The sequence below is a fragment of the Streptomyces axinellae genome, from assembly GCF_039532135.1.
Taxonomy (GTDB): domain Bacteria; phylum Actinomycetota; class Actinomycetes; order Streptomycetales; family Streptomycetaceae; genus Streptomyces; species Streptomyces axinellae.
Genome location: NZ_BAAARJ010000001.1, coordinates 413,313 through 433,411 on the forward strand (window position 1 = coordinate 413,313; position 20,099 = coordinate 433,411).

The following is a 20,099-nucleotide window of genomic DNA, read 5'->3' on the forward strand; positions in this document are numbered from 1 at the left end:
CGTTATCCCGCATCACTGCGCCGATGTCCAGAGGGCGTGCGGCGATCGATCCCCACGAGGACCGTGGGAGGAGGACCTGCGCACCGCGCGTGGTGTCGGCGCCTTCTGTTAAGACTGAGGCTGTGAGCAGGGATGACGAGCAGCGAGGCGAGCAGGCGGGGGCGCAGCCGCCCGAGCAGCTCGCGCTCATCCGGGAGACCGTGCGCGGGCGCAAGGCCCCCAAGGCGAAGCCCCGTACCTGGCGCGGGGCCGACATGGCCGCGCGGCTGCCGGTGGCGAGAGTGCTCGTGGACAAGGGCCTGGTCCATCTCGACCGCTATTTCGACTACGCGGTACCCGCCGCGATGGACGAGGAGGCCCAGCCCGGTGTCCGGGTCCGCGTGCGCTTCGGGGCCGGGGAGCGGGAGGGGCGCCGCGAAGGGGGCGGGCTGATCAACGGGTTCATCGTCGAGCGCCGCGCCGACAGCGACTTCACCGGCCGGCTCGCCCCGCTCGCACAGGTCCTGTCACCCGAGCCCGTTCTCACCCCCGAACTGCTCCAGCTGTGCCGCTCGGTGGCCGACCGGTACGCGGGCTCGCTCGCCGACGTCGTCCAGCTCGCGGTCCCCCCGCGCCGCGCCAAGCCCGAGAAGCAGCCCTCACCGCGCCCACTACCCGCCCCCAGTGCCCCGGCACCGGGAGGCTGGGCCCGCTATCCGCAAGGCCCCGCCTTCCTCCAGGCGCTCGCGGACAAGAGCGCGCCCCGCGCCGTGTGGACCGCGCTGCCGGGCCCGGGCGGTTGGGCCGACGAGCTGGCCCGCGCCATGGCCACCACCCTCGCGGCGGGGCGCGGTGCGCTCGCCGTGCTGCCCGACGGCAAGGCCGCGGCACGCGTCGATGCCGCGCTGACCGCGCTTCTCGGCGAGGGCCGGCATGTGCTGCTCACCGCCGAGGCGGGCCCCGAGCCGCGCTACCGCCGCTGGCTGGCGGTCAGCCGCGGCGCCGTACGCGCCGTCGTCGGCACCCGTGCGGCCATGTTCGCGCCCGTCCGCCGCCTCGGCCTCGCCGCCATCTGGGAGGACGGCGACGCCAGCCACAGCGAGGACCGCGCCCCCCAGCCGCACGCCCGCGAGGTGCTGCTCCAGCGCGCCGTCACCGAGCAGGCCGCCTTCCTGCTCGGCGCGCACGGCTGCACGGTCGAGGCCGCGCAGCTCGTGGATTCGGGTTTCGCCCTCCCGCTGGCCGCCGACCGGGAGACCGTCCGCGCGGTCATGCCCCGGGTCCGCACCGCGGCCGAGGGCGACGAGGCACGGGACCCGGCGGCCCGCAGCGCCCGGCTGCCCAGCCTCGCCTGGCGCACCGCGCGCGACGCGCTGGAGCGCGGCCCCGTGCTGGTCCAGGTGCCGCGCCGGGGCTACGTGCCCCGGCTGGTGTGCGAGCGGTGCCGCGAGCCGGCGCGCTGTACCCACTGCGCGGGCCCCCTGGAGGCGGCGGGCGAGGGCACGGTACTGCGGTGCGGATGGTGCGCCCGGGAGACCCCGGCCTGGCGCTGCCCCATGTGCGGCGGAATCCGGCTGCGCGGCAGCGTGTTCGGGGCCAGGCGTACGGCGGAGGAGCTGGGCCGCGCCTTCCCCGCGGTGCCGGTCCGCACCTCGGGTGGTGAACATGTGCTGGGCTCGGTACCGGGCCGCCCCTCGCTGATCGTGGCCACCCCGGGTGCCGAACCCGTGCCCGAGGGCGGCGAGGGGTACGCAGCCGCGCTGTTGCTGGACGGCTGGGCGCTGTTGGGCCGCCCCGATCTGCGCGCGGGCGAGGAGGCGCTGCGGCGGTGGCTGGGCGCGGCCTCCCTGGTCCGCCCCCAGGGCGAGGGCGGCACCGTGATCGTCGTCGCGGACGAGACGATGCGCCCCGTGCAGGCCCTGATCCGCTGGGACCCGGCCGGGCACGCGATGCGGGAGCTGGCCGAGCGGTCGGAGCTGGGCTTTCCACCGGTCTCCCGGATGGCGGCGGTCACCGGCCCGCCGGAGGCGGTCGCCGCGCTGATCGCGGCGGCCCGGGAGGCCGGATTGCCCGAGCACGCCCAGGTGTTGGGGCCCGTGCCGCTCCCCGTCCTGGAGCCGGGGCGCCCCCGGGGGCCCGGGGACCCGCCGCCGGGTGAGCAGTGGGAGCGCGCGCTCGTCCGGGTGCCGCGCGGCAGCGGGGCCGCCCTCGCCGCCACGCTGAAGACGGCGCAGGTGGGGCGGTTGACCCGGCGCGAGGGCCCGGTGGCCCACATCCGTGTCGATCCGCTGGACATCGGCTGAGCGGAGGCGGTGGGCTCGGCACCACCGCACAGGAAGCTGCCCGGTGCCGGGGCACCGGGCAGCGGGAGGACGGCCGAAGGCCGCCAGGGCGAGGCCGGGACAGCCGCTCGGTGCGGGGACAGGGGGACGACGTCGTCCCAGGGTCCCGTTGCTTCGGGCTGTCGCAGCCGCACCGTTGTCGCGGCCGTCGGGCTGTCGCGGTCGTCGAGCTGTGGCGGCCCCCGTCGGTGTTCGCCGCCGTGAAAGGGGCAGAGAGGGGGAAAGAGGGACGGGAGGGAGCGCGGGCGGTAGGCCGGTCAGCCGTTGCGCGGTGCGGGGAGCGCGCCCGCGCGGGGCTCTTGACGCACCTCGTGCCGCGGGTCGTGCCGCAGGTCCTGGCGTACGTCGTGGCGTGGGTCGTGCCGCAGATCCTGGCGCATGTCGTGCTGCGGGACCGGTTGCGGCTGCTGCGGGGGGATCGTCCGTGCGGCGGGCACGGCGGCGGCCGGACGAGGCGCGCCCGCACCGGGCAAGCTGGGCACAACGGGCAGCGAACGGGCGGGCGCCGGCACTGTTTCGGAGGGGCGGGCCACGGAAGTCTCCGCGCTCTCGGGGGAGTTGCGCGAGGTGCCGCGGCGCGATCCGTACCTGCGGTGCACCGCTTGCTTGGTGACACCCAGCGCCGAGCCGACGGCGTCCCAGGAGAAGCCGAGCGAGCGGTCGAAGTCGACGGCCGCTGTCACCAGCGTCTCGACGCTGTCGCGTAGTTCCTGGGCGAGCCTGACGGTCGGCGCGGGCGCGCGGCCGTAGACGACGAAGCCAGCGGACGGGCCGGTGCGCCGCGGGCGGTAGACGTTGCCGAGCTGCGCCGTGAGGGTGCGCAGTGCGTCCACCTGCCGGCGGACCCGCTCGATATCCCGTACCAGAAGGTGCAGGCTGGCCCTCGCCTGGGCGTCGTGGGTTGCGTGGTCGGCCATGAAAAAGCCTCTCGGACCGGCTGAAAAGGGCTGTTGGGGGGACTGGCTGTTGCGCAAGGTCTGTGACGAACGGGGCCACTGCACTGAGCACGCTGCGTGGTGCCCGTTTCGGTCAATCTGACTTGACCAACGCCATAACGGTCGCTCTGGTCACGCTGCGGGGGCGCGGGGAACGTATGCGCAGGGCGCGCGGACGCCCGCACGCCCCCTCGGTGATGGACGAGGCGCGGACCGTAAACTGGACCGTCTTTCACGGGACGGCGCCCGGAACTGTCCCGTCCGCTTCCCGCCGTCCGACACCGTCGTCCACCACGTCGCCCGCTCGCGTGTGAGAGGTAGTTCGCCACCGATGAGGCTCGTCTTCGCCGGCACCCCCGAGGTCGCCGTACCCGCCCTCGACACCCTGATCGCCTCGGAGCGGCACGAGGTCGCCGCCGTGATCACCCGGCCCGACGCGCGTGCCGGGCGCGGCCGTCACCTGGTGCCCAGCCCCGTCGCACAGCGCGCGGAGGAGGAGGGCATCGAGGTGCTCAAGCCCAAGCGGCCCAAGGACGAGGACTTCCTGGCCCGGCTGCGGGAGATCGGCCCCGACTGCTGTCCCGTCGTCGCCTACGGCGCGCTGCTGCCGCGCGTCGCGCTCGACGTACCGGCCAGGGGATGGGTCAATCTGCACTTCTCGCTGCTGCCCGCGTGGCGCGGCGCCGCGCCCGTGCAGCACGCGCTGCTCGCCGGGGACGAGGTGAGCGGCGCCTCCACCTTCCTCATCGAGGAGGGGCTCGACTCGGGGCCGGTCTACGGTGTGGTCACCGAGGAGGTGCGCCGCACCGACACCAGCGGCGACCTGCTCACCCGGCTGGCCTTCGCCGGGGCCGGGCTGCTGGCGGCGACCATGGACGGCATCGAGGACGGCACCCTGAAGGCCGTGCCCCAGCCCGAGGAGGGCATCTCCCTCGCGCCCAAGATCACCGTCGAGGACGCCAGGATCGACTGGACGGCTCCGGCGCTGCGCGTGGACCGGGTGGTGCGGGCCTGTACGCCCGCCCCCGGAGCCTGGACGGTCTTCCGCGGCGAGCGGCTCAAGGTGCGCTCCGTCGCCCTCGCCGAGGGCTCCGGGGCGGAGGGCCTGGCACCCGGAGAGCTGAAGGTCGGTAAGAACTCCGTCCACGTCGGGACCGGCTCCCAGCCGGTGGCGCTGGACTGGGTGCAGGCACAGGGCAAGAAGCCGATGCGCGCCGCCGACTGGGCGCGCGGCTCGCGCATCGGAGCCGGCGAAAGGCTGGACTCCGAGGCCGGGTGACCCCCGCTCCACTTGGTGCTGTTCCGCATGGGCGCCCGCCCTTTCCCCGGCCCCGGTCCGTGCGTGCCGTCCGGCCGGTGGCGGGGTGCGGGGCCCGCTGTCGCCGCCGGGCGCGCGGTGGGCCCGGCGACGCTGGTCACCTCGCCGGTGGGCCTTCCCCGCGGCGAGCAGGAGGGGGCGGCGGGCGGAGAGGGGCGGCGTAGGGTGGGGGCTCGATCCCCTTATTCTCCGGAGCACCTTCAGACGTGAGCACCCGTCCCCGCCAGGGCACGAAGCCCTCCCACGGCAAGCCCCACCGGCGCCCGCGCAAGGACCCCGTCCGCATTCTCGCCTTCGAGGCGCTGCGCGCCGTGGACGAGCGGGACGCGTACGCCAACCTCGTACTGCCTCCCATGCTGCGCAAGGCGCGGGAGAAGGCCCCCGAGCAGGGCGGCCTCGACGCGCGGGACGCGGCGCTGGCCACCGAACTCGTCTACGGCACGCTGCGCCGGCAGGGCACCTACGACGCGATCATCGCCGAGTGCGTGGACCGGCCCCTGCGCGAGGTGGACCCGCCCGTGCTGGACGTGCTCTCGCTCGGCGCCCACCAACTGCTCGGCACCCGTATCCCCGGGCACGCGGCGGTCAGCGCGACCGTCGAGCTGGCCAGGGTGGTACTGGGCGACGGCCGGGCGAAGTTCGTCAACGCCGTGCTGCGCAAGATCTCCGCCGACGATTTCGACGGCTGGCTGGAGCGGATCACACCGCCCTACGAGGAGGACGCCGAGGAGCACCTGGCGTTGCGCCACGCCCACCCCCGCTGGGTCGTCTCCGCGCTCTGGGACGCGCTCGGCGGCTCCCGGCAGGACATCACCGAACTGCTGGAGGCGGACAACGAGCGGCCGGAGGTCACCCTGGTGGCCCGTCCCGGCCGTGCCACCACCGGCGAACTGCTGACCGAGGAGGCCCTGCCGGGCCGCTGGTCGCCGTATGCCGTGCGGCTGACCGAGGGCGGCGAGCCGGGCGCGCTGGACGCCGTACGCGAGGGCAGGGCGGGAGTGCAGGACGAAGGCAGCCAGCTCGTGGCGCTCGCCCTCGCCAACGCACCCGTCGAGGGCGCCGACACCCGCTGGCTCGACACCTGCGCCGGACCCGGCGGCAAGGCGGCGCTCCTCGGGGCGCTCGCCGCCGGGCGGGGCGCGGCCCTGGTGGCGGCCGAGAAGCAGCCGCACCGCGCCCGCCTGGTGGCGCGCAGCCTGGCGGGCAACCCCGGCCCCTGGACGGTCGTCACCGCCGACGGCACCCGGCCGGCGTGGCGGCCGGGAAGCTTCGACCGGGTCCTGGCCGATGTGCCCTGCACCGGGCTCGGGGCCCTGCGACGCAGGCCCGAGGCGCGCTGGCGGCGCCGGCCCGAGGACCTGGAGGGCTTCGCGCCGCTCCAGCGCGGGCTGCTGCGCCAGGCGCTGGAGGCGGCCCGCGTCGGCGGGGTCGTGGCGTATGTGACCTGCTCACCGCATCCGGCGGAGACCCGCGCCGTGGTCGATGACGTGCTCAAGTCCCTCGCCAAGGAGCCGGGCGGCACGGCGGCCGAACTGATCGACGCGCGGCCCCGGCTGCCGGAGATGCCCGCGCTCGGCGAGGGGCCCGACGTTCAGCTGTGGCCGCACCTGCACGGCACTGATGCGATGTACCTGGCGCTGCTGCGCCGTACCGCGTGATCACCTCGAACTCCCACACGGAATACTGGAGTCATGGCTCAGATCAACCCCAGCATCCTGTCCGCCGACTTCGCGCGCCTCGCCGAGGAGGCGGAGCGTGTCGGAGGCGCTGACGGCGCCGACTGGCTCCACGTCGATGTGATGGACAACCACTTCGTCCCCAACCTCACCCTGGGCGCCCCCGTCGTCGAGTCGCTGCGCAAGGCGACGGACACCCCGCTGGACTGCCACCTGATGATCGAGGAGCCCGACCGCTGGGCCCCCGCGTACATCGAGGCGGGCGCCGGATCCGTCACCTTCCACGCCGAGGCCGCGGCGGCTCCCGTCCGGCTGGCCCGCGAGATCCGCGCGAAGGGGGCCAGGGCCTCCATGGCGCTCAAGCCGGCCACCCCCGTCGAGCCGTACGAGGACTTGCTGCCCGAGCTGGACATGCTGCTCGTCATGACGGTGGAGCCGGGCTTCGGCGGACAGGCGTTCCTCGACATCATGCTGCCGAAGATCCGCCGCACCCGGCAGCTCATCGACAAGCACGGCCTGCAGATGTGGCTCCAGGTCGATGGCGGGGTCTCCGCCGCCACCATCGAGCGTTGCGCCGAGGCGGGAGCCGATGTGTTCGTGGCGGGGTCGGCCGTCTACAGCGCCGAGGACCCGGCGGCGGCCGTACGGGCGCTGCGCGCGCAGGCCGAGGTCGCGGCCGGCGGGGGCCGCGCCGGCTGAGCCCGCGCCGGGAGCACGGGCCGGAAGCCGGAGCAGGGCCCGGCCGGGCGGGGGATCTGCAAGGATGAGCGCGCGGCGCGAACGCGGACGTGTCAACAGCGCGGAAACAGCAAGACAGTGAGGTGAGTGCGGTGTCGTCGGGGCGAGCCACGCGAATGGGACCCGCCGAACTCATGCAGGCTGCGGCGATGGCTCGTCGCTTCTATCTGGAGGGCAAATCCAAGATCCAGATCGCCGACGAGTTCGGAGTCAGCCGCTTCAAGGTCGCCCGCGTTCTGGAGACCGCACTTGAGCGCGACCTGGTACGCATCGAGATCCGGGTGCCCGCCGAGCTGGACGCCGACCGCTCCGACGCGCTGCGGGCCCGCTTCGGGCTGCGGCACGCGGTCGTCGTCGAGTCGCCCACCGAGGCGGTCGACGACGCGGCCGACCCGGAGAACCTGGGCGAGGTGGCCGCCGACCTGCTCGGCGAACTGGTCACCGACGGCGATGTGCTCGGCCTCGCCTGGGGCCGCTCCACGATCCACATGGCCACCGCACTCCGCCAGCTGCCCCCCTGCACCGTCGTACAGCTGACGGGGGTCTACGACGCCGGCACCGCCGACCGCGGCTCCGTGGAGGCCGTACGCCGTGCCGCCGAGGTCGCCGGGGGAGAGGCGCACCCCATCTACGCGCCCATGCTGCTGCCCGACAGCTCCACCGCCGCCGCGCTGCGCAGCCAGACCGGCATCGCCCGCGCCTTCGAATACTTCGACAAGGTGACCGTCGCCGCCGTGTCCATCGGCTCCTGGGAGCCGGGCATCTCCACCGTCCACGACATGCTCAGCGACCAGGAGCGCGACCACTACTCCTCGCTGGGCGTGGCCGCCGAAATGTCCGCCCACCTGTTCGACACGAGTGGCCGGCGCATCGGCCGGGACCTGGGCGAGCGCTGCATCACCGTGGAGGCCGAGCGGCTGCGCCGCATCCCCGAGGTCGTCGCGATCGCCGGCGGCCACCGCAAGGGCGTCGCCATCGCCGCTGTCCTGCGCTCGGGCCTGGTCACCAGCCTGGTGACCGACACCGCAGCCGCCGACTGGCTGCTCACCGAGGAAGAACCGGCCCCCCGCCCGGCGTTGGAGCGTACGGACCCGGACAGTACGGCCGCCTCCTAGCCGCTGCCGCCCCCGCGCGCGTGGTGCGCGGAGCGGTCGCCGGGCGGGTGCGGACAGGCGTGCGGAAAACGCTACGATCTGTCCGGTCCCGGCCGTACCCGGCCGGTCCGCTTACACGTCCGAGGAGGGCAGGCAGCACGCCATGACGACCAAGAGCACCAAGCTGCCGGGGCTGGGCAAGCAGTACGACATCACCACCCGGGGCGGCCGGCACATCTCGGTGGTCGCCCACCAGGACGGGCGCCGTTTCCTCGGCTTCTACGAAGAGGACGACCCGGACGCCTGCATGGGCACGGTCCAACTCGACAAGGAAGAGGCCGGCTCCCTCGCGGAGATCCTCGCCCCCGGTGAGAACCCCAAGCTGGGCACCTGCGAGATGGAGATCGACCTGGTCACCGTCCGTATCCCGCTCTCGGGCCAGTCGCCCTACAGCGGGGAGCCGCTGGGGGAGACGCGGGCGCGCACCCGCACCGGCGCCTCCATCGTCGCGGTGCTGCGCCGCACCGGAGCGGTCCCCTCACCCACGCCCGACTTCCGGCTGGAGGCGGGCGACACGCTCGTAGCCGTCGGCACCCGCGAGGGCGTGGACGAGCTGACCCGCATCATCGCCGGCACATGACCGGCGGGCCCGCGCCGGGCGGCCCCCGGCCGGCGCGGGCCCGGACAACCGAGAAGGACCACACGTGCACGACACCACCGTCCTGCTGATCGAACTCGGCGCCGTCATCCTGGGCCTGGGGCTCGTCGGCCGCTTCGCCGGCCGTATCGGGCTCTCCCCGATACCGCTCTACCTGCTGGGCGGGCTGGCCTTCGGGGAGGGCGGCATCTTCCCGCTGACGGCAAGCGAGGGGTTCATCGAGGTCGGCGCGGAGATCGGCGTGATCCTCCTCCTGCTGCTGCTCGGCCTGGAATACAGCGCCTCCGAGCTGGTCACCAGCCTCAAGACCCAGTACCCCTCGGGCGTCGTGGACTTCACGCTCAACGCGGTGCCGGGCGCTGTGGCGGCGCTGCTGCTGGGCTGGGGCCCGGTCGGCGCGGTCGCGCTCGCGGGCGTCACCTGGATCTCCTCCTCGGGAGTCATCGCGAAGGTCCTCACCGACCTGGGCAGGCTCGGCAACCGCGAGACGCCGGTGATCTTGGGCGTGCTCGTCATCGAGGACCTGTCGATGGCCCTCTACCTGCCGCTGCTGACCGCGCTGGTGGCCGGGCTCGGGCTCGCGGGCACCAGCGTGGCCATGCTCGTCGCGGTGGGCACCGTCGGCCTCGTGCTGCTGGTGGCGCTGCGCTTCGGACGCCACATCAGCCGCGCCGTCAGCTCCAACACCCCCGAGATGCTGCTGCTGGTCGTACTCGGCCTCACCCTGCTCATCGCCGGGATCGCCGCCAAGCTCCAGGTCTCGGCGGCCGTGGGCGCCTTCCTCGTCGGTATCGCGCTGTCGGGGGAGACGGCGGAGAACGCCCGCAGCCTGCTCACCCCGCTGCGCGACTTGTTCGCGGCGGTCTTCTTCGTCTTCTTCGGACTCAACACCGTGCCCTCCGACATTCCGCCGGTGCTGCTGCCCGCCCTGGCGCTGGCGGCGCTCACCAGCGTCAGCAAGATCGTGACGGGCTGGTACGCGGCACGGCGTGCCGGGATCGGCACCAAGGGCAGGCTGCGGGCGGGCGGGGCGCTGGTGGCGCGCGGGGAGTTCTCCATCGTCATAGCCGGGCTCGCCGCCGGAGCCGAGCCGAGGATCACGCCGCTGGCCACCGCCTATGTGATGATCCTCGTCATCCTCGGGCCGCTGACCGCGCGCTGGACCGAGCCCGCGGTGCGCAGGCTCCAGCGGCTGCGGCTCGACCGCCGCGCCGCGCGAAACCCCGCACCGGGCGTCGAGGGCGCCGCGGCGGCCGACGGCTCGGCCCCGGCTGATGGCCCCGCCGCGGCCGACAGCGCGTCCCCGGCCACCGGCGCCCATCCGGCACTGGCCGAAGCGCAGTCCGCGCCCTTGCGCAATTTCCTTACCGATAAGGACAGTTGACCCCGGGGCCCCGGCCGGGCGGCCCCGCGAGGGATTCGACGGAACTGGGGGTGCCGGATGGCGCACGCGGTGGTGCTGGGAGCCGGAATGGCCGGGCTGTGCGCGGCGGGCAGCCTCGCCCGCCACTTCGAACAGGTGACGGTGGTCGAGCGCGACCCGCTGCCGGCCGATGCGAGCCCGCGCCGCGGAGTGCCGCAGGGCCGCCACGTCCACGCGCTGCTCGGTACGGGTGAGCAGGCCCTTGAGCGGCTCTTCCCCGGGCTCGGCGCCGAACTGGTCGCCGCGGGTGCCGTGCGCTCGGCCGTGCTGGAGCAGGCCCGCTATGTGATCGGCGGCGCCAGCCTGGCGCGCGGCAGCACCGGCCTCGAAGCCCTCCAGGCCACCCGGCCCCTGCTGGAGGCGGGCGTACGGCGCAAGGTGCGGGCCCTGCCCGGGGTGAAGTTCCTGGAGGGCTACGACGTGCTCGGCCCGGTGACCGAGGGGGACCGGGTGACGGGCGTACGCGTCCAGAAGCGGGCAGCGGCCGAAGGGGACACCACCGACACCACCTCCGGCGCGGACCCACGGCGCCCCGCAGACCTTGGGAGCCCCGCAGGCCAGGAGAGCGCCGGGCCCCCGGCGAGCGAGCCCGAGGTGGTGTCAGCCGCGCTCGTCGTGGACGCGCTGGGGCGGGCCGGGCGCATGGCGGGCTGGCTGGAGCGCGCCGGGTACGGGGCGCCGCCGGAGGACCGTACGAAGATCGACGTCGGCTACACCACCCGCTTCATACGCATGCCTCCCGGGGCGCTCGACGGCGACCTGACCGTCTTGACCGGCAGCATCCCCGACCTGCCGGAACGCGGCGCCGGCCTGCTCCACCAGGAGGGCGACCGCTGGACGCTCACCCTCGCGGGCATGTGCGGCGACCATCCGCCGGCCGAGGAGGACGGCTTCTGGGCGTTCGCGCGGACGGTCTTCCCCGACGACATCTACACAGCGGCCCGGGGCGCCCGGACGCTGAGCGAGCCCGTCTCCTACCGCTTTCCCGTCAGCGTGCGCCGCCGCTTCGAGCGGCTGCCCCGGCTGCCCGAGGGGCTGCTGGCCCTCGGGGACAGCGTGTGCAGCTTCAACCCGGTCTACGGCCAGGGCATGAGCGTGGCGGCGCGCGAGGCCGAGGTCCTGGACCAGTGCCTGCGCCAAGGTACCGAGGACCTGCCGAAGCGATATTTCCGCGAGGCCGCGAAGGTCGTCCAGCCCGCCTGGGAGCTGGCGCGCAGCGCCGACCTGGCCGTGCCGCAGGTCCCGGGCCGCAGACCGCTCGCCGGCCGGGTCGTCGGCCGCTACGTCCAGCGGCTCCTGGACGCCGCGCACCACGACCCGGTGCTGGCCGCCGGATATCTGCGGGTCCTCGGGATGCTGGACCCGGCCGCCGCGCTGTTCGCACCGAGAGTGGCGTGGCGGGTACTGCGCGGTGGCCGTCCCGGCTGATCGCACAAAGGGTGCGCCTCCAGTACGGCGGATCGTCCGCTCTCGCATGCCAGTCCGAACGTGGGACACTCAAGTACGTGCGTTTCCTCAATGATCAGCGGCCCCCGTACGACCTGACGTACGACGATGTCTTCATGGTCCCGAACCGTTCGGCGGTCGGCTCCCGGCAGGGCGTCGATCTGTCCTCGCCGGACGGCACCGGCACCACCATCCCCCTGGTGGTGGCCAACATGACCGCCATCGCCGGGCGCCGGATGGCCGAGACCGTCGCCCGGCGGGGCGGCCTGACAGTGATCCCGCAGGACATCCCCCTCGATGTCGTCACCGAGGTCACCGGCTGGGTCAAGCGGCGCCACCACGTACTGGACACCCCCATCACGCTCACCCCGGCGCAGACCGTCGCCGACGCGCTGTCGCTGCTGCCCAAGCGGGCGCACGGGGCGGGCGTCGTGGTGCGCGACGGGCGGCCCGTGGGCGTCGTCACCGAGTCCGACCTGACCGGCGTGGACCGCTTCACCCAGCTGTCCGAGGTCATGACGAGCGAACTGATGGTGCTCGACGCGGACATGGACCCGCGCGAGGCATTCACCCGGCTGGATGCCGCACACCGCAAGTTCGCGCCCGCCGTGGACGCGGACGGGAAACTCGCCGGCATCCTCACCCGCAAGGGCGCCCTGCGGGCCACCCTCTACCGCCCGGCCCTGGACGCGCGCGGCGGCCTGCGCGTCGCCGCCGCCGTCGGCATCAACGGCGATGTGGCCGCGCGCGCCAAGGCGCTGCTGGAGGCGGGCGTGGACACCCTCGTCGTGGATACGGCACACGGCCACCAGGAGGGCATGCTGGAGGCGCTCCGCGCCGTACGCGCGCTCGATCCCCGAGTCCCGGTCGCGGCGGGCAACGTCGTCGCCGCCGAGGGCGTGCGCGACCTCGTCGAGGCGGGCGCCGACATCATCAAGGTCGGCGTCGGCCCCGGCGCCATGTGCACCACGCGCATGATGACCGGCGTCGGCAGGCCCCAGTTCTCCGCCGTTCTGGAGTGCGCCGAGGAGGCCCGGAAGTACGGCAAGCACGTGTGGGCCGACGGCGGGGTGCGCCATCCGCGCGATGTGGCCATGGCGCTGGCCGCCGGGGCCTCCAACGTCATGATCGGCTCCTGGTTCGCGGGCACCCACGAGTCCCCCGGCGACCTCCAGCAGACCGCCGACGGGCGGCTGTACAAGGAGTCCTTCGGCATGGCCTCCGCCCGCGCCGTGCGCAATCGCACCAGCGAGGAGTCGGCCTACGACCGGGCGCGCAAGGGCCTGTTCGAGGAAGGCATCTCCACCTCGCGGATGTTCCTCGACCCGGCCCGGCCCGGCGTCGAGGACCTGATCGACTCCGTCATCGCGGGCGTCCGCTCCTCCTGCACCTACGCGGGCGCCGGCACGCTGGAGGAGTTCGCCGCCAAGGCCGTCGTCGGTGTGCAGAGCGCCGCCGGATACGCGGAGGGCAAGCCCCTGCACGCCAGCTGGTGACCCTCACACCGATGGCCGCCCTCCGCACACCAACCGGCCGCCCCCGCACGGCGGATGACGGCGGGGGCGGTGGCGGTCGCCGGGTCCTCCAAGGCTTTCCCGGGCGCCCGCGGTGTGCTGCGATGTGCGCATGAGCGCATACACACGTGAGGCGAACTCCGGTACGGGCCCCGGGGAGATCACCCCGGACGGGTGCGCCGTGGAGGTGTACGCCCGCCTCCCCGAGATGGGGGAGACGGCCGTCATCGCCTCCGCGGTGGCCGAGCCCCGGGGCAGCACCCTGCTCGAACTGGGCTCCGGCGCGGGCCGGATGACCGCGCCGCTGGTCCGCAAGGGGTTCCGCGTCACCGCCGTGGACGAGTCGCCCGGCATGCTCGACCTGATCGAGGACGCCAGGACGGTGCGCGGCACGATCGAGGATCTCGACCTCGGCGAGCGCTTCGACGTGGTGCTCCTCGCCTCCATCCTCGTCAACACCGCCGATCCGGCCCTGCGTGCCGCGCTGCTCGCCACCTGCGCACGGCACGTCGCCGAGGACGGCTGCGTGGTCATCCAGCGGCTGCACGACACCCGGCGCGCGGAGGTCGGGCCCGGGCACTCCTGGAGCGCCAACGGGGCGACCATCACCACGCTGGAGGTGGAGCCCGTCGAGGACGGGGTGACCCGCTCGCACGTGGAGTACCTCTTCGAGGACCGCAGGTGGACCCAGACCTACTACTCCCGGCTGCTGGTCGAGCCGGAGTTCGAGGAGGCGCTGGCCGGGGCCGGGCTGGCGCTCGACCGCTGGCTGACCGACAAGCACGACTGGGCCCGCGTGGTGCCGGCCCGCTAGCGTGAGCGGCGGATCTTCGGGTTGCCCTCTTTCGGGGTGCCTTTGTGCTGCCCTCTTCCGGGGCGCTGAGGACGGGGCCACTGCCTGTGCTCGGCAGGGTCCGGGATGTGGGGGCTGACCGCTCTTCCCCGCGCCCTTCGGGGGCGCCCTCAGCCTGTCACCTCTGGGGGCAGCAGCTTCGAGAGGGTCTCGGCTACCGCCGATGCCACCAGCGCGTGCCCCGCGTCGCCGGGGTGGACGCCGTCCACCAGGTGTCCGCGCCCCAGCAGCCCGGCACCGGGCAGCAGCGCCAACTCGCCGTCACCCGCGGCCATACGGTCGCGCACGGCCTCCTCGACGGCCGCGCGCAGGTCGCCCAGCGTGGCGCCGAGCGCGTTCGGCGCCCGCTCCGCCTCGGGGCGCGGCAGTGGCGAGACCACCAGCAGCGGCGTACGCGGGTGGCCCGTGCGTACCAGTTCGAGGAAGGCGCGGGTCACCTCGTACAGCAGCGAGGGTGAATGCGGCACGCCTGTCCAGCAGTTGCAGCCGAACGCCAGGGTGATCGCCGCGCCCGGCAGGCCGGCGAGCTGCTCGGCCGAGGGCAGCTCGCCGCGCGCCGAGCCCGCGTAGCCGAGGTTGACCGGGTCCAGGCCCAGCGCGCGCCCCGCGAGCGGGGGCCAGCTCAGCGCCGGGCCGCCGGCCGACCAGCCCTCGGTGATCGAATCGCCGTACACCAGCCAGCGGGGCAGCGCCGGCGCGGGCTCGGCGCCGCGCACCCCGAGCGGCACGGGGCAGTAGGCCACGGGCGGATACAGCACCCCGGGGCCGCCGGGCCAGTCGATGCGCACGACCCGTTCGCCCTCGCGGGGTGCATCGGGCACCAGGGCGACGCGCTCGCCGTCCTCGCGCAGCGCCTCCCACGCGGTGGTGCCCTCGCGCAGCGCGTCCACCGTGCCCAGCGTGCTGGCGCGGTAGCGCACCTCGAACGGGCCCTGCGCCGTGAACTCCAGCCGCACTCCCACCGGCACGGCCGCCCGTGCCCAGGTGTCCAGAGGCAGCCGCGTCGCGTCGTGCGGATCGGCTCGCACGCACCGCTCACCGTCCCACCAGCCGACGCCCCGCAGATACGGTCCGGCTGCCCTCCAGTGGCCCGTCACCTGCCTCTTGCCCACGCCCTCACCTGTGCCTCTCGTCGTGTTCTACTGCTGCGGTGCCACTGAACGATCTCGACGAACGCATCGTCCACGCCCTCGCCGAGGATGCCCGTCGCACCTACGCCGACATCGGAGCCTCGGTCGGCCTGTCGGCCCCCGCCGTCAAGCGCAGGGTGGACCGGCTGCGCGCGCAGGGTGCCATCACCGGCTTCACCGTCCGGGTGGACCCCGCGGCCCTCGGCTGGCGGACCGAGGGGTTCATCGAGATGTACTGCCGGTCGCGGACCTCACCGCAGGACATCCGCCGCGCCCTGTCCGACTACCCCGAAGTGGCCTCGGCCTCCACGGTCACGGGCGAGGCCGACGCGCTCGTCCAGATTTTCGCCGCCGATATGCGGCACTTCGAAGCCGTGCTGGAGCGGATCGCGGGCGAGCCCTTCGTGGAGCGGACCAAGTCCGTGCTGGTGCTCTCGCCGCTGCTGCGGCGCTACAACGCCGGGCCGCCGCTGTGACCCCACCCCCGGCGGAGACGGGATCGCTGGGCACCCCGTACGTGGAACGGGACGCTGGTGATGACGACCTTGGGCAGCGGGCGCAGCGCACGGCGCAGCCGGGGAGCGGTGCGACCGTGCAGGAGTTGGTCCCGGCGGCGCCGGGTGACGATTTCCGGTACGACGATCGTCACGGTCAGGTCCGGACGCCGGTGGTGGAGGGTTTCGACGTAGTGGACCAAGGGCGCGACGGTGGCCCGGTAGGGCGAGACGACCACTTCCAGCGGGACGTGATCGCCCCATAGATCCCAGTAGCCGCGGAAGCGCCGGGCCTCCTCCTCGTGGGGGCTGATATGGAGCGCCAGGGTGGGCTGGTGCAGCGACGCGGCGTAGGCCAGCGCCCGGAGGCCGGCGAGGTCGAGGGCGGCGACGGGGACCACGGAGAGGTGGTGGATCGCCTGCGGCGCCTCCTCGGCCTCGACGCCTTCGCCCTCGGATACGGCGCCTTCGCCCTCGGCGCTTTCGTCTTCCGTGCCTTCGGGTACGGCCCCGGCCCCCGTGCCGGTGCCGGTCTCGGTCCCGGCTCCTGGCCCTGGCCCTGATCCCGGCCCCGGTCCGGCTCCGGCCACGCCTTCCGCCGTCTCGCGGGTCCGGTCCGCTGCCGGCCGGACCGTGGCCGTCGCGGCGGTGGAGCCCTCGGGCCCGGGCGCGGTCGGGGGCGCGGGGGCGGTCGGGACAGGGTGGGCGAGCGGCAGTTCGATGGCGTGCGGATGGGGCCGCAGAGCCTCGTTCACCGCGTCGTAGTGGCGCCGGATGCGGGTGGTCACCAGCAGGAATCCGGTGACCGCGACGATGACGACCCAGGCGCCCTCGGTGAATTTGGTGATCGCCGCGGTGACCAGGACGAGAGCGGACAGCAGCGCTCCGACAGCGTTGAAGAACAGACTCTTGCGCCAGTGCGGAGCGCGCACCCGCCACCAGTGCACGACCATCCCCGTCTGGGAGAGGGTGAAGGCCAGGAAGACGCCGACCGCGTAGAGCGGAATCAGAGCCGAGGTGTCGCCGCTGAACACGGCGTAGATGAGAGCGGCTGCCACGGACAGCAGGATGATCCCGTTGCTGAAGGCCAGCCGGTCGCCCAGGCGCAGGAAGAGACGCGGCGCGTGCTGGGCGCGGGCCAGCAGGTACAGCACGCGGGGGAAGTCGTTGTACGCGGTGTTCGCGGCGAGCAGGAGTACGGCCGCGGTCGCGGTCTGGATGCCGACGTACATCGCGCCGGAGCCGAAGCTGTGGTGGGCGAGTTGGGACAGTACGGTCTCGCTGCCGCCGGGCACGATGCCGCTGAGGTGGACGACGCCGACCGTCCCGGCGAACAGGGCGATGAGCAGGCCGATCATCCAGGTCAGCGTGGTGCGGGCGTTGCGCCACTGGACCGGCTTGAAGGCGGGCACCGCGTTGGAGATCGCCTCGATGCCGGTCATGGCGGTCGCACCGGAGGCGAACGCCCGCATGACCAGCAGGATGCCGACGCCTTCGGCAGCCGCCGCGGGATGCGCGGGCAGCGGGTGGAATCCACGGCCCGCCGCGTCCGCCAGACCGGCGCCGACGATCGCGAAGACCGCGACGATGAACGCGTAGGTGGGCAGCGCGAACAAGGCACCGGCCTGCCGGATGCCGCGCAGGTTTCCCGCCAGCAGTACGGCGATCACGGCCATGCCGATGGGCACCGTGTCCGAGGCCAGGGCGGGCAGTGCCGAGGTGATCGCGGCGACACCGGAGGCGATGGAGACGGCGACTGTCAGGACGTAGTCGGTCATCAGACCGGCCGCCGCCACCAGCCCCGGCATCCGGCCGAGGTTGTCGTCGGCGACGATGTAGGACCCGCCGCCGTGCGGGTAGGCCCGGATGGTCTGGCGGTAGGACAGCCCCACCGCCAGCATCATGAACGCGATGGCGGAGGCGACCGGCAAGGAGAGCGCCGTTCCGGCGGTGCCCGCCAGGACCAGGACGGCCAGCAGCGCCTCGGGACCGTAGGCCACCGAGGAGAGCGCGTCCGCCGACAGGACGGGCAGCGCCACCAGTTTGCGCATGGTCTCGGCCACGAGCGCGGTGCTCTTCAACGGCGAGCCCAGGAGCGTCCGGCGCGTCAGTCCGCCCCACCGGGAGACGGCCGTCGAGGGCAGCGCGTACGGCTCGCCGGAGGGGCGTCTCCCCGAGTGTGCGACGCGCACCAGCCGGTCGAACCGGGTGGGCCGGACCTCCTCCGGCAGCGGAAACCGTCCGAGGTCGGGGTCGAGCGGCAGCCCGCGCCAGGACCGGCCAGGAGCGGGGGAGACCCGGGTCCACTCCCGCCCCACCTGTCGCAGCACCTCCTGCTGTGCGCTGTCCAGCGCCGGCATGACATCAGCAGGGCTGGGCGCGCCTGATACCGGCTGCTTTTGTGATCTTTCCTCACGATGTGTGCCTCTCACGCGGCAAGTCTGCTGGCGGCCGGACGCCGCGCCCGCGCGCCACGCGTGCAGCTCGGGGACCACGTCCCGGACCGGGGGCCCAGCACCCCAGCGGACACCCCTTCGGGGCGGGAGGAAAGGTCCGGTGCGCTCACTGTCGCGGGCCGACTCCGCCGTCCGACGACGGGCACCGGACCGCGAAGGACGCGCCCGGCGGGGGCACGGTTGCCCCTGCCGTCGCGCAGGGCGCGACGGCCCGCGAGCCGTTCGTCCCTCACGGCCCGCGCCCGTGGCCAAGGGATTCTCCCGCAACCCCGATGATCCCGAGCTGAAGATCCGGCACGAGGAACTGACCGAGGAGATCGAGCACTGGGAGGCGGTCATCAAGGGTGCCGAGGCCAGGGGCCTCAAGTCTGGTCGAAGGCCGACTGCACACGCGGGGACTTCGTGCTCTACCGCGGCACCTGGTACGAGGTCCTGCGCGTCAACCCGAAGTCGCCCACCATCCCGCCCATCCACAACGGCGTCGGCCAGAAGATCGTCCGCGCGGCGGACAACCGGCTGGACGGGTGGACCTGGGCCGCCCCGTACGACGAGTGTCCGGGCGCAGGAGCGCCGACGAGTTGCAGCCCAAGACCCAGCGCCGAGGCCGCGTAACAACTGCCCCGGCGCCCTCCGGCGACCGAACGCCCCGGGGCGGGCCCCTCTCTCACCAGAACAGGGCACGCACCATGAGCACCCAACTTCTCGAACGCCCCGCGCCCCTCCCCCTCCCCGTCCCCGCCGACGGGCCGACGGCCGCACTCGCGGGCAACACCGCCACCACCGAGGCGGCCATGCCGTACCGCGTCGGCGCCCCGGCCATCCAGTGCCGATACCCCGTACCGTCAGCAAAGACCAGGTCATCGGCCGCGCCTACCGCTGGCACCGAGACCGGCTCGTCGATGGAACGGCTGGGCATCAGGCGTCAGAAACACCGTCATCGGCCGGCCGCCATGCCCTGCCACCGCCTGAATGGCCTCCATGAGCGGTTGGAGAGGGCATGGTTTTGCTCGATGTACTTCGGATCATCCGCTGAGCCCCCCAAGGCTCGCCTCGGCGGTCGTCCTGCCGTCTCCGTCCCGCTGCGACAGCACGCAACGATCGGCCCGAGCCGCGACAGGAAACTCCCGGGCCGCCGGAGGTCCACACCGGGCGGGTACGCGGTCCGCCGGGCGGGAACGGGGCGGGCCGTGGCGGCGGTGTCAGATGAGAAGGGTTCCTTGGGCGACGGCCACTGCCGATCCTGCGACGTCGACCGCGTCAACCTGCTGGCCGTTGCCGTCGGCGGAGGCGTACATGAGTGACGGGCGGCCCATCTCGACTCCCTGCGCGATCTCGATCCGCTGCCCGAAGGAGACCAGGCCATGACGCGCGAGGTGGATCGCGAGCGGCCCTGCCGCGGACCCCGTGGCCGCGTCCTCGGCCACGCCGTACGCCGGTGAGAACATCCGCATGCGCCAGCGCTCTCCAAAACCGGCGAAGCAGTTGACGGCCATGTCCGTGTGCCGTGCCAATGCGTTGAGGTCGGGCCGCAGTTGGGAGAGCGCTGCTACGTCCTTGAGCCCGACGTAGACGTGGCAGGGGCCGTTTCGATAAGCCTCGACCGGCAGGACGGACGAGGTGATCCCGAGCGCTTCGAGCAGTTCGTCCGCTGCGTGGTAAGGCTCCCAGGAAGGAACCGGCTGCCGCATGGAAGCGGAGAGGCTCCGGCCCTCCGTGCGCTGGATTTCCAGGGGGATGGTGCCCATGGCGGTTTCCAGTCGCAGTCGCTCCTGGGCCGTCCGCTCACCCAGTGCCACGGCGGTCCCGAGTATCGGGTGTCCAGCGAACGGCAGTTCGTTCACCGGAGTGAATATGCGGACATGTGCGTCGCCGTTTTCCCGCGCCGGGAACACGAAAGTGGTCTCGGAGAGATTCATCTCCCGGGCGATGCGCTGCATCTGCTGAGACGAGAGACCGGATGCGTCGAGGAAGACGGCCAACGGGTTGCCTTCCAGCGCGACGTCGGTGAAGACGTCCACTATCACGTATTCGTATGCCATTGCG

The 20,099-nt window shown here is 73.6% G+C and carries 16 protein-coding genes; 12 read left to right on the plus strand and 4 right to left on the minus strand.

The window, feature by feature from the left end; all coding sequences use genetic code 11:
- Positions 1-122: 122 nt before the first annotated feature.
- Positions 123-2,282 (plus strand): primosomal protein N', encoded by a 2,160-nt coding sequence (locus tag ABD339_RS01720; RefSeq protein WP_344561354.1) that lies wholly within the window; start codon positions 123-125, stop codon positions 2,280-2,282.
- A gap of 296 nt (positions 2,283-2,578) precedes the next feature.
- Here ABD339_RS01720 and ABD339_RS01725 read toward each other — a convergent pair whose 3' ends face one another.
- Complete coding sequence (locus ABD339_RS01725) at positions 2,579-3,238, minus strand: hypothetical protein (RefSeq protein ID WP_344561356.1); 660 nt, start codon at positions 3,236-3,238, stop codon at positions 2,579-2,581.
- A 349-nt stretch (positions 3,239-3,587) separates the two neighbouring features.
- Here ABD339_RS01725 and fmt point away from each other — a divergent pair, with 349 nt between their 5' ends.
- The 9 genes from fmt (at position 3,588) to ABD339_RS01770 (ending at position 13,937) form a co-directional block, all read left to right on the plus strand.
- Positions 3,588-4,535 carry a methionyl-tRNA formyltransferase gene (gene fmt / locus ABD339_RS01730; protein ID WP_344561358.1) on the plus strand — a complete coding sequence of 316 codons (948 nt, stop codon included), beginning with the start codon at positions 3,588-3,590 and terminating at the stop codon, positions 4,533-4,535.
- Between the two features lie 245 nt (positions 4,536-4,780).
- Positions 4,781-6,232: an RsmB/NOP family class I SAM-dependent RNA methyltransferase gene (locus ABD339_RS01735; protein WP_344561360.1), complete on the plus strand. Its 1,452-nt coding sequence runs from the start codon at positions 4,781-4,783 to the stop codon at positions 6,230-6,232.
- 33 nt (positions 6,233-6,265) lie between these two features.
- Entirely contained in the window at positions 6,266-6,949 is a 684-nt protein-coding gene (gene rpe, locus ABD339_RS01740) for a ribulose-phosphate 3-epimerase (RefSeq protein WP_344561362.1), read from the plus strand.
- Positions 6,950-7,104: 155 nt separating this feature from the next.
- A complete protein-coding gene (locus ABD339_RS01745; protein WP_344561364.1) occupies positions 7,105-8,103 on the plus strand; it encodes a sugar-binding transcriptional regulator in 999 nt (332 codons plus the stop codon).
- A gap of 142 nt (positions 8,104-8,245) precedes the next feature.
- A complete protein-coding gene (locus ABD339_RS01750) occupies positions 8,246-8,722 on the plus strand; it encodes a cation:proton antiporter regulatory subunit (RefSeq protein ID WP_344561366.1) in 477 nt (158 codons plus the stop codon).
- Between the two features lie 64 nt (positions 8,723-8,786).
- Positions 8,787-10,124: a cation:proton antiporter gene (locus ABD339_RS01755; RefSeq protein WP_344561368.1), complete on the plus strand. Its 1,338-nt coding sequence runs from the start codon at positions 8,787-8,789 to the stop codon at positions 10,122-10,124.
- A gap of 57 nt (positions 10,125-10,181) precedes the next feature.
- Positions 10,182-11,591, plus strand: coding sequence for an NAD(P)/FAD-dependent oxidoreductase (locus ABD339_RS01760; protein ID WP_344561370.1), 1,410 nt, complete (start codon positions 10,182-10,184; stop codon positions 11,589-11,591).
- 77 nt (positions 11,592-11,668) lie between these two features.
- Entirely contained in the window at positions 11,669-13,105 is a 1,437-nt protein-coding gene (locus ABD339_RS01765) for a GuaB1 family IMP dehydrogenase-related protein (RefSeq protein WP_344561372.1), read from the plus strand.
- A gap of 130 nt (positions 13,106-13,235) precedes the next feature.
- Positions 13,236-13,937, plus strand: coding sequence for a class I SAM-dependent methyltransferase (locus ABD339_RS01770; RefSeq protein WP_344561374.1), 702 nt, complete (start codon positions 13,236-13,238; stop codon positions 13,935-13,937).
- A 149-nt stretch (positions 13,938-14,086) separates the two neighbouring features.
- On the opposite strand, the gene ABD339_RS01775 is transcribed toward ABD339_RS01770, so the two are convergent.
- A complete protein-coding gene (locus tag ABD339_RS01775; RefSeq protein WP_344561376.1) occupies positions 14,087-15,088 on the minus strand; it encodes a GDSL-type esterase/lipase family protein in 1,002 nt (333 codons plus the stop codon).
- Positions 15,089-15,126: 38 nt separating this feature from the next.
- Here ABD339_RS01775 and ABD339_RS01780 point away from each other — a divergent pair, with 38 nt between their 5' ends.
- Positions 15,127-15,582, plus strand: a complete 456-nt coding sequence (locus ABD339_RS01780; RefSeq protein ID WP_344561378.1) for an Lrp/AsnC family transcriptional regulator — start codon at positions 15,127-15,129, stop codon at positions 15,580-15,582.
- Here ABD339_RS01780 and ABD339_RS01785 read toward each other — a convergent pair.
- Complete coding sequence (locus ABD339_RS01785) at positions 15,558-17,960, minus strand: APC family permease (RefSeq protein WP_344561380.1); 2,403 nt, start codon at positions 17,958-17,960, stop codon at positions 15,558-15,560. The two genes, ABD339_RS01780 and ABD339_RS01785, sit on opposite strands and share 25 nt — an antisense overlap.
- Before the next feature lie 498 nt (positions 17,961-18,458).
- Between ABD339_RS01785 and ABD339_RS01790 the strand changes: the two genes are divergently transcribed.
- Positions 18,459-18,668 (plus strand): hypothetical protein, encoded by a 210-nt coding sequence (locus ABD339_RS01790; RefSeq protein ID WP_344561382.1) that lies wholly within the window; start codon positions 18,459-18,461, stop codon positions 18,666-18,668.
- Between the two features lie 587 nt (positions 18,669-19,255).
- Here the strand turns inward: ABD339_RS01790 and ABD339_RS01795 are convergent.
- On the minus strand, positions 19,256-20,095 hold the full coding sequence (locus ABD339_RS01795; protein WP_344561384.1) for a PhzF family phenazine biosynthesis protein: 840 nt from the start codon (positions 20,093-20,095) through the stop codon (positions 19,256-19,258).
- Between the last annotated feature and the right edge of the window lie 4 nt (positions 20,096-20,099).

Bases quoted from the DNA above. Each gene is read 5' to 3' on its own strand.
- ABD339_RS01725 (WP_344561356.1), bottom strand. From the start codon at position 3,238: ATGGCCGACCACGCAACCCACGACGCCCAGGCGAGGGCCAGCCTGCAC.
- fmt (WP_344561358.1), top strand. From the start codon at position 3,588: ATGAGGCTCGTCTTCGCCGGCACCCCCGAGGTCGCCGTACCCGCCCTC.
- ABD339_RS01795 (WP_344561384.1), bottom strand. From the start codon at position 20,095: ATGGCATACGAATACGTGATAGTGGACGTCTTCACCGACGTCGCGCTG.
- rpe (WP_344561362.1), top strand. From the start codon at position 6,266: ATGGCTCAGATCAACCCCAGCATCCTGTCCGCCGACTTCGCGCGCCTC.
- ABD339_RS01785 (WP_344561380.1), bottom strand. From the start codon at position 17,960: ATGCCGGCGCTGGACAGCGCACAGCAGGAGGTGCTGCGACAGGTGGGG.
- ABD339_RS01770 (WP_344561374.1), top strand. From the start codon at position 13,236: ATGAGCGCATACACACGTGAGGCGAACTCCGGTACGGGCCCCGGGGAG.
- ABD339_RS01760 (WP_344561370.1), top strand. From the start codon at position 10,182: ATGGCGCACGCGGTGGTGCTGGGAGCCGGAATGGCCGGGCTGTGCGCG.
- ABD339_RS01750 (WP_344561366.1), top strand. From the start codon at position 8,246: ATGACGACCAAGAGCACCAAGCTGCCGGGGCTGGGCAAGCAGTACGAC.
- ABD339_RS01745 (WP_344561364.1), top strand. From the start codon at position 7,105: ATGGGACCCGCCGAACTCATGCAGGCTGCGGCGATGGCTCGTCGCTTC.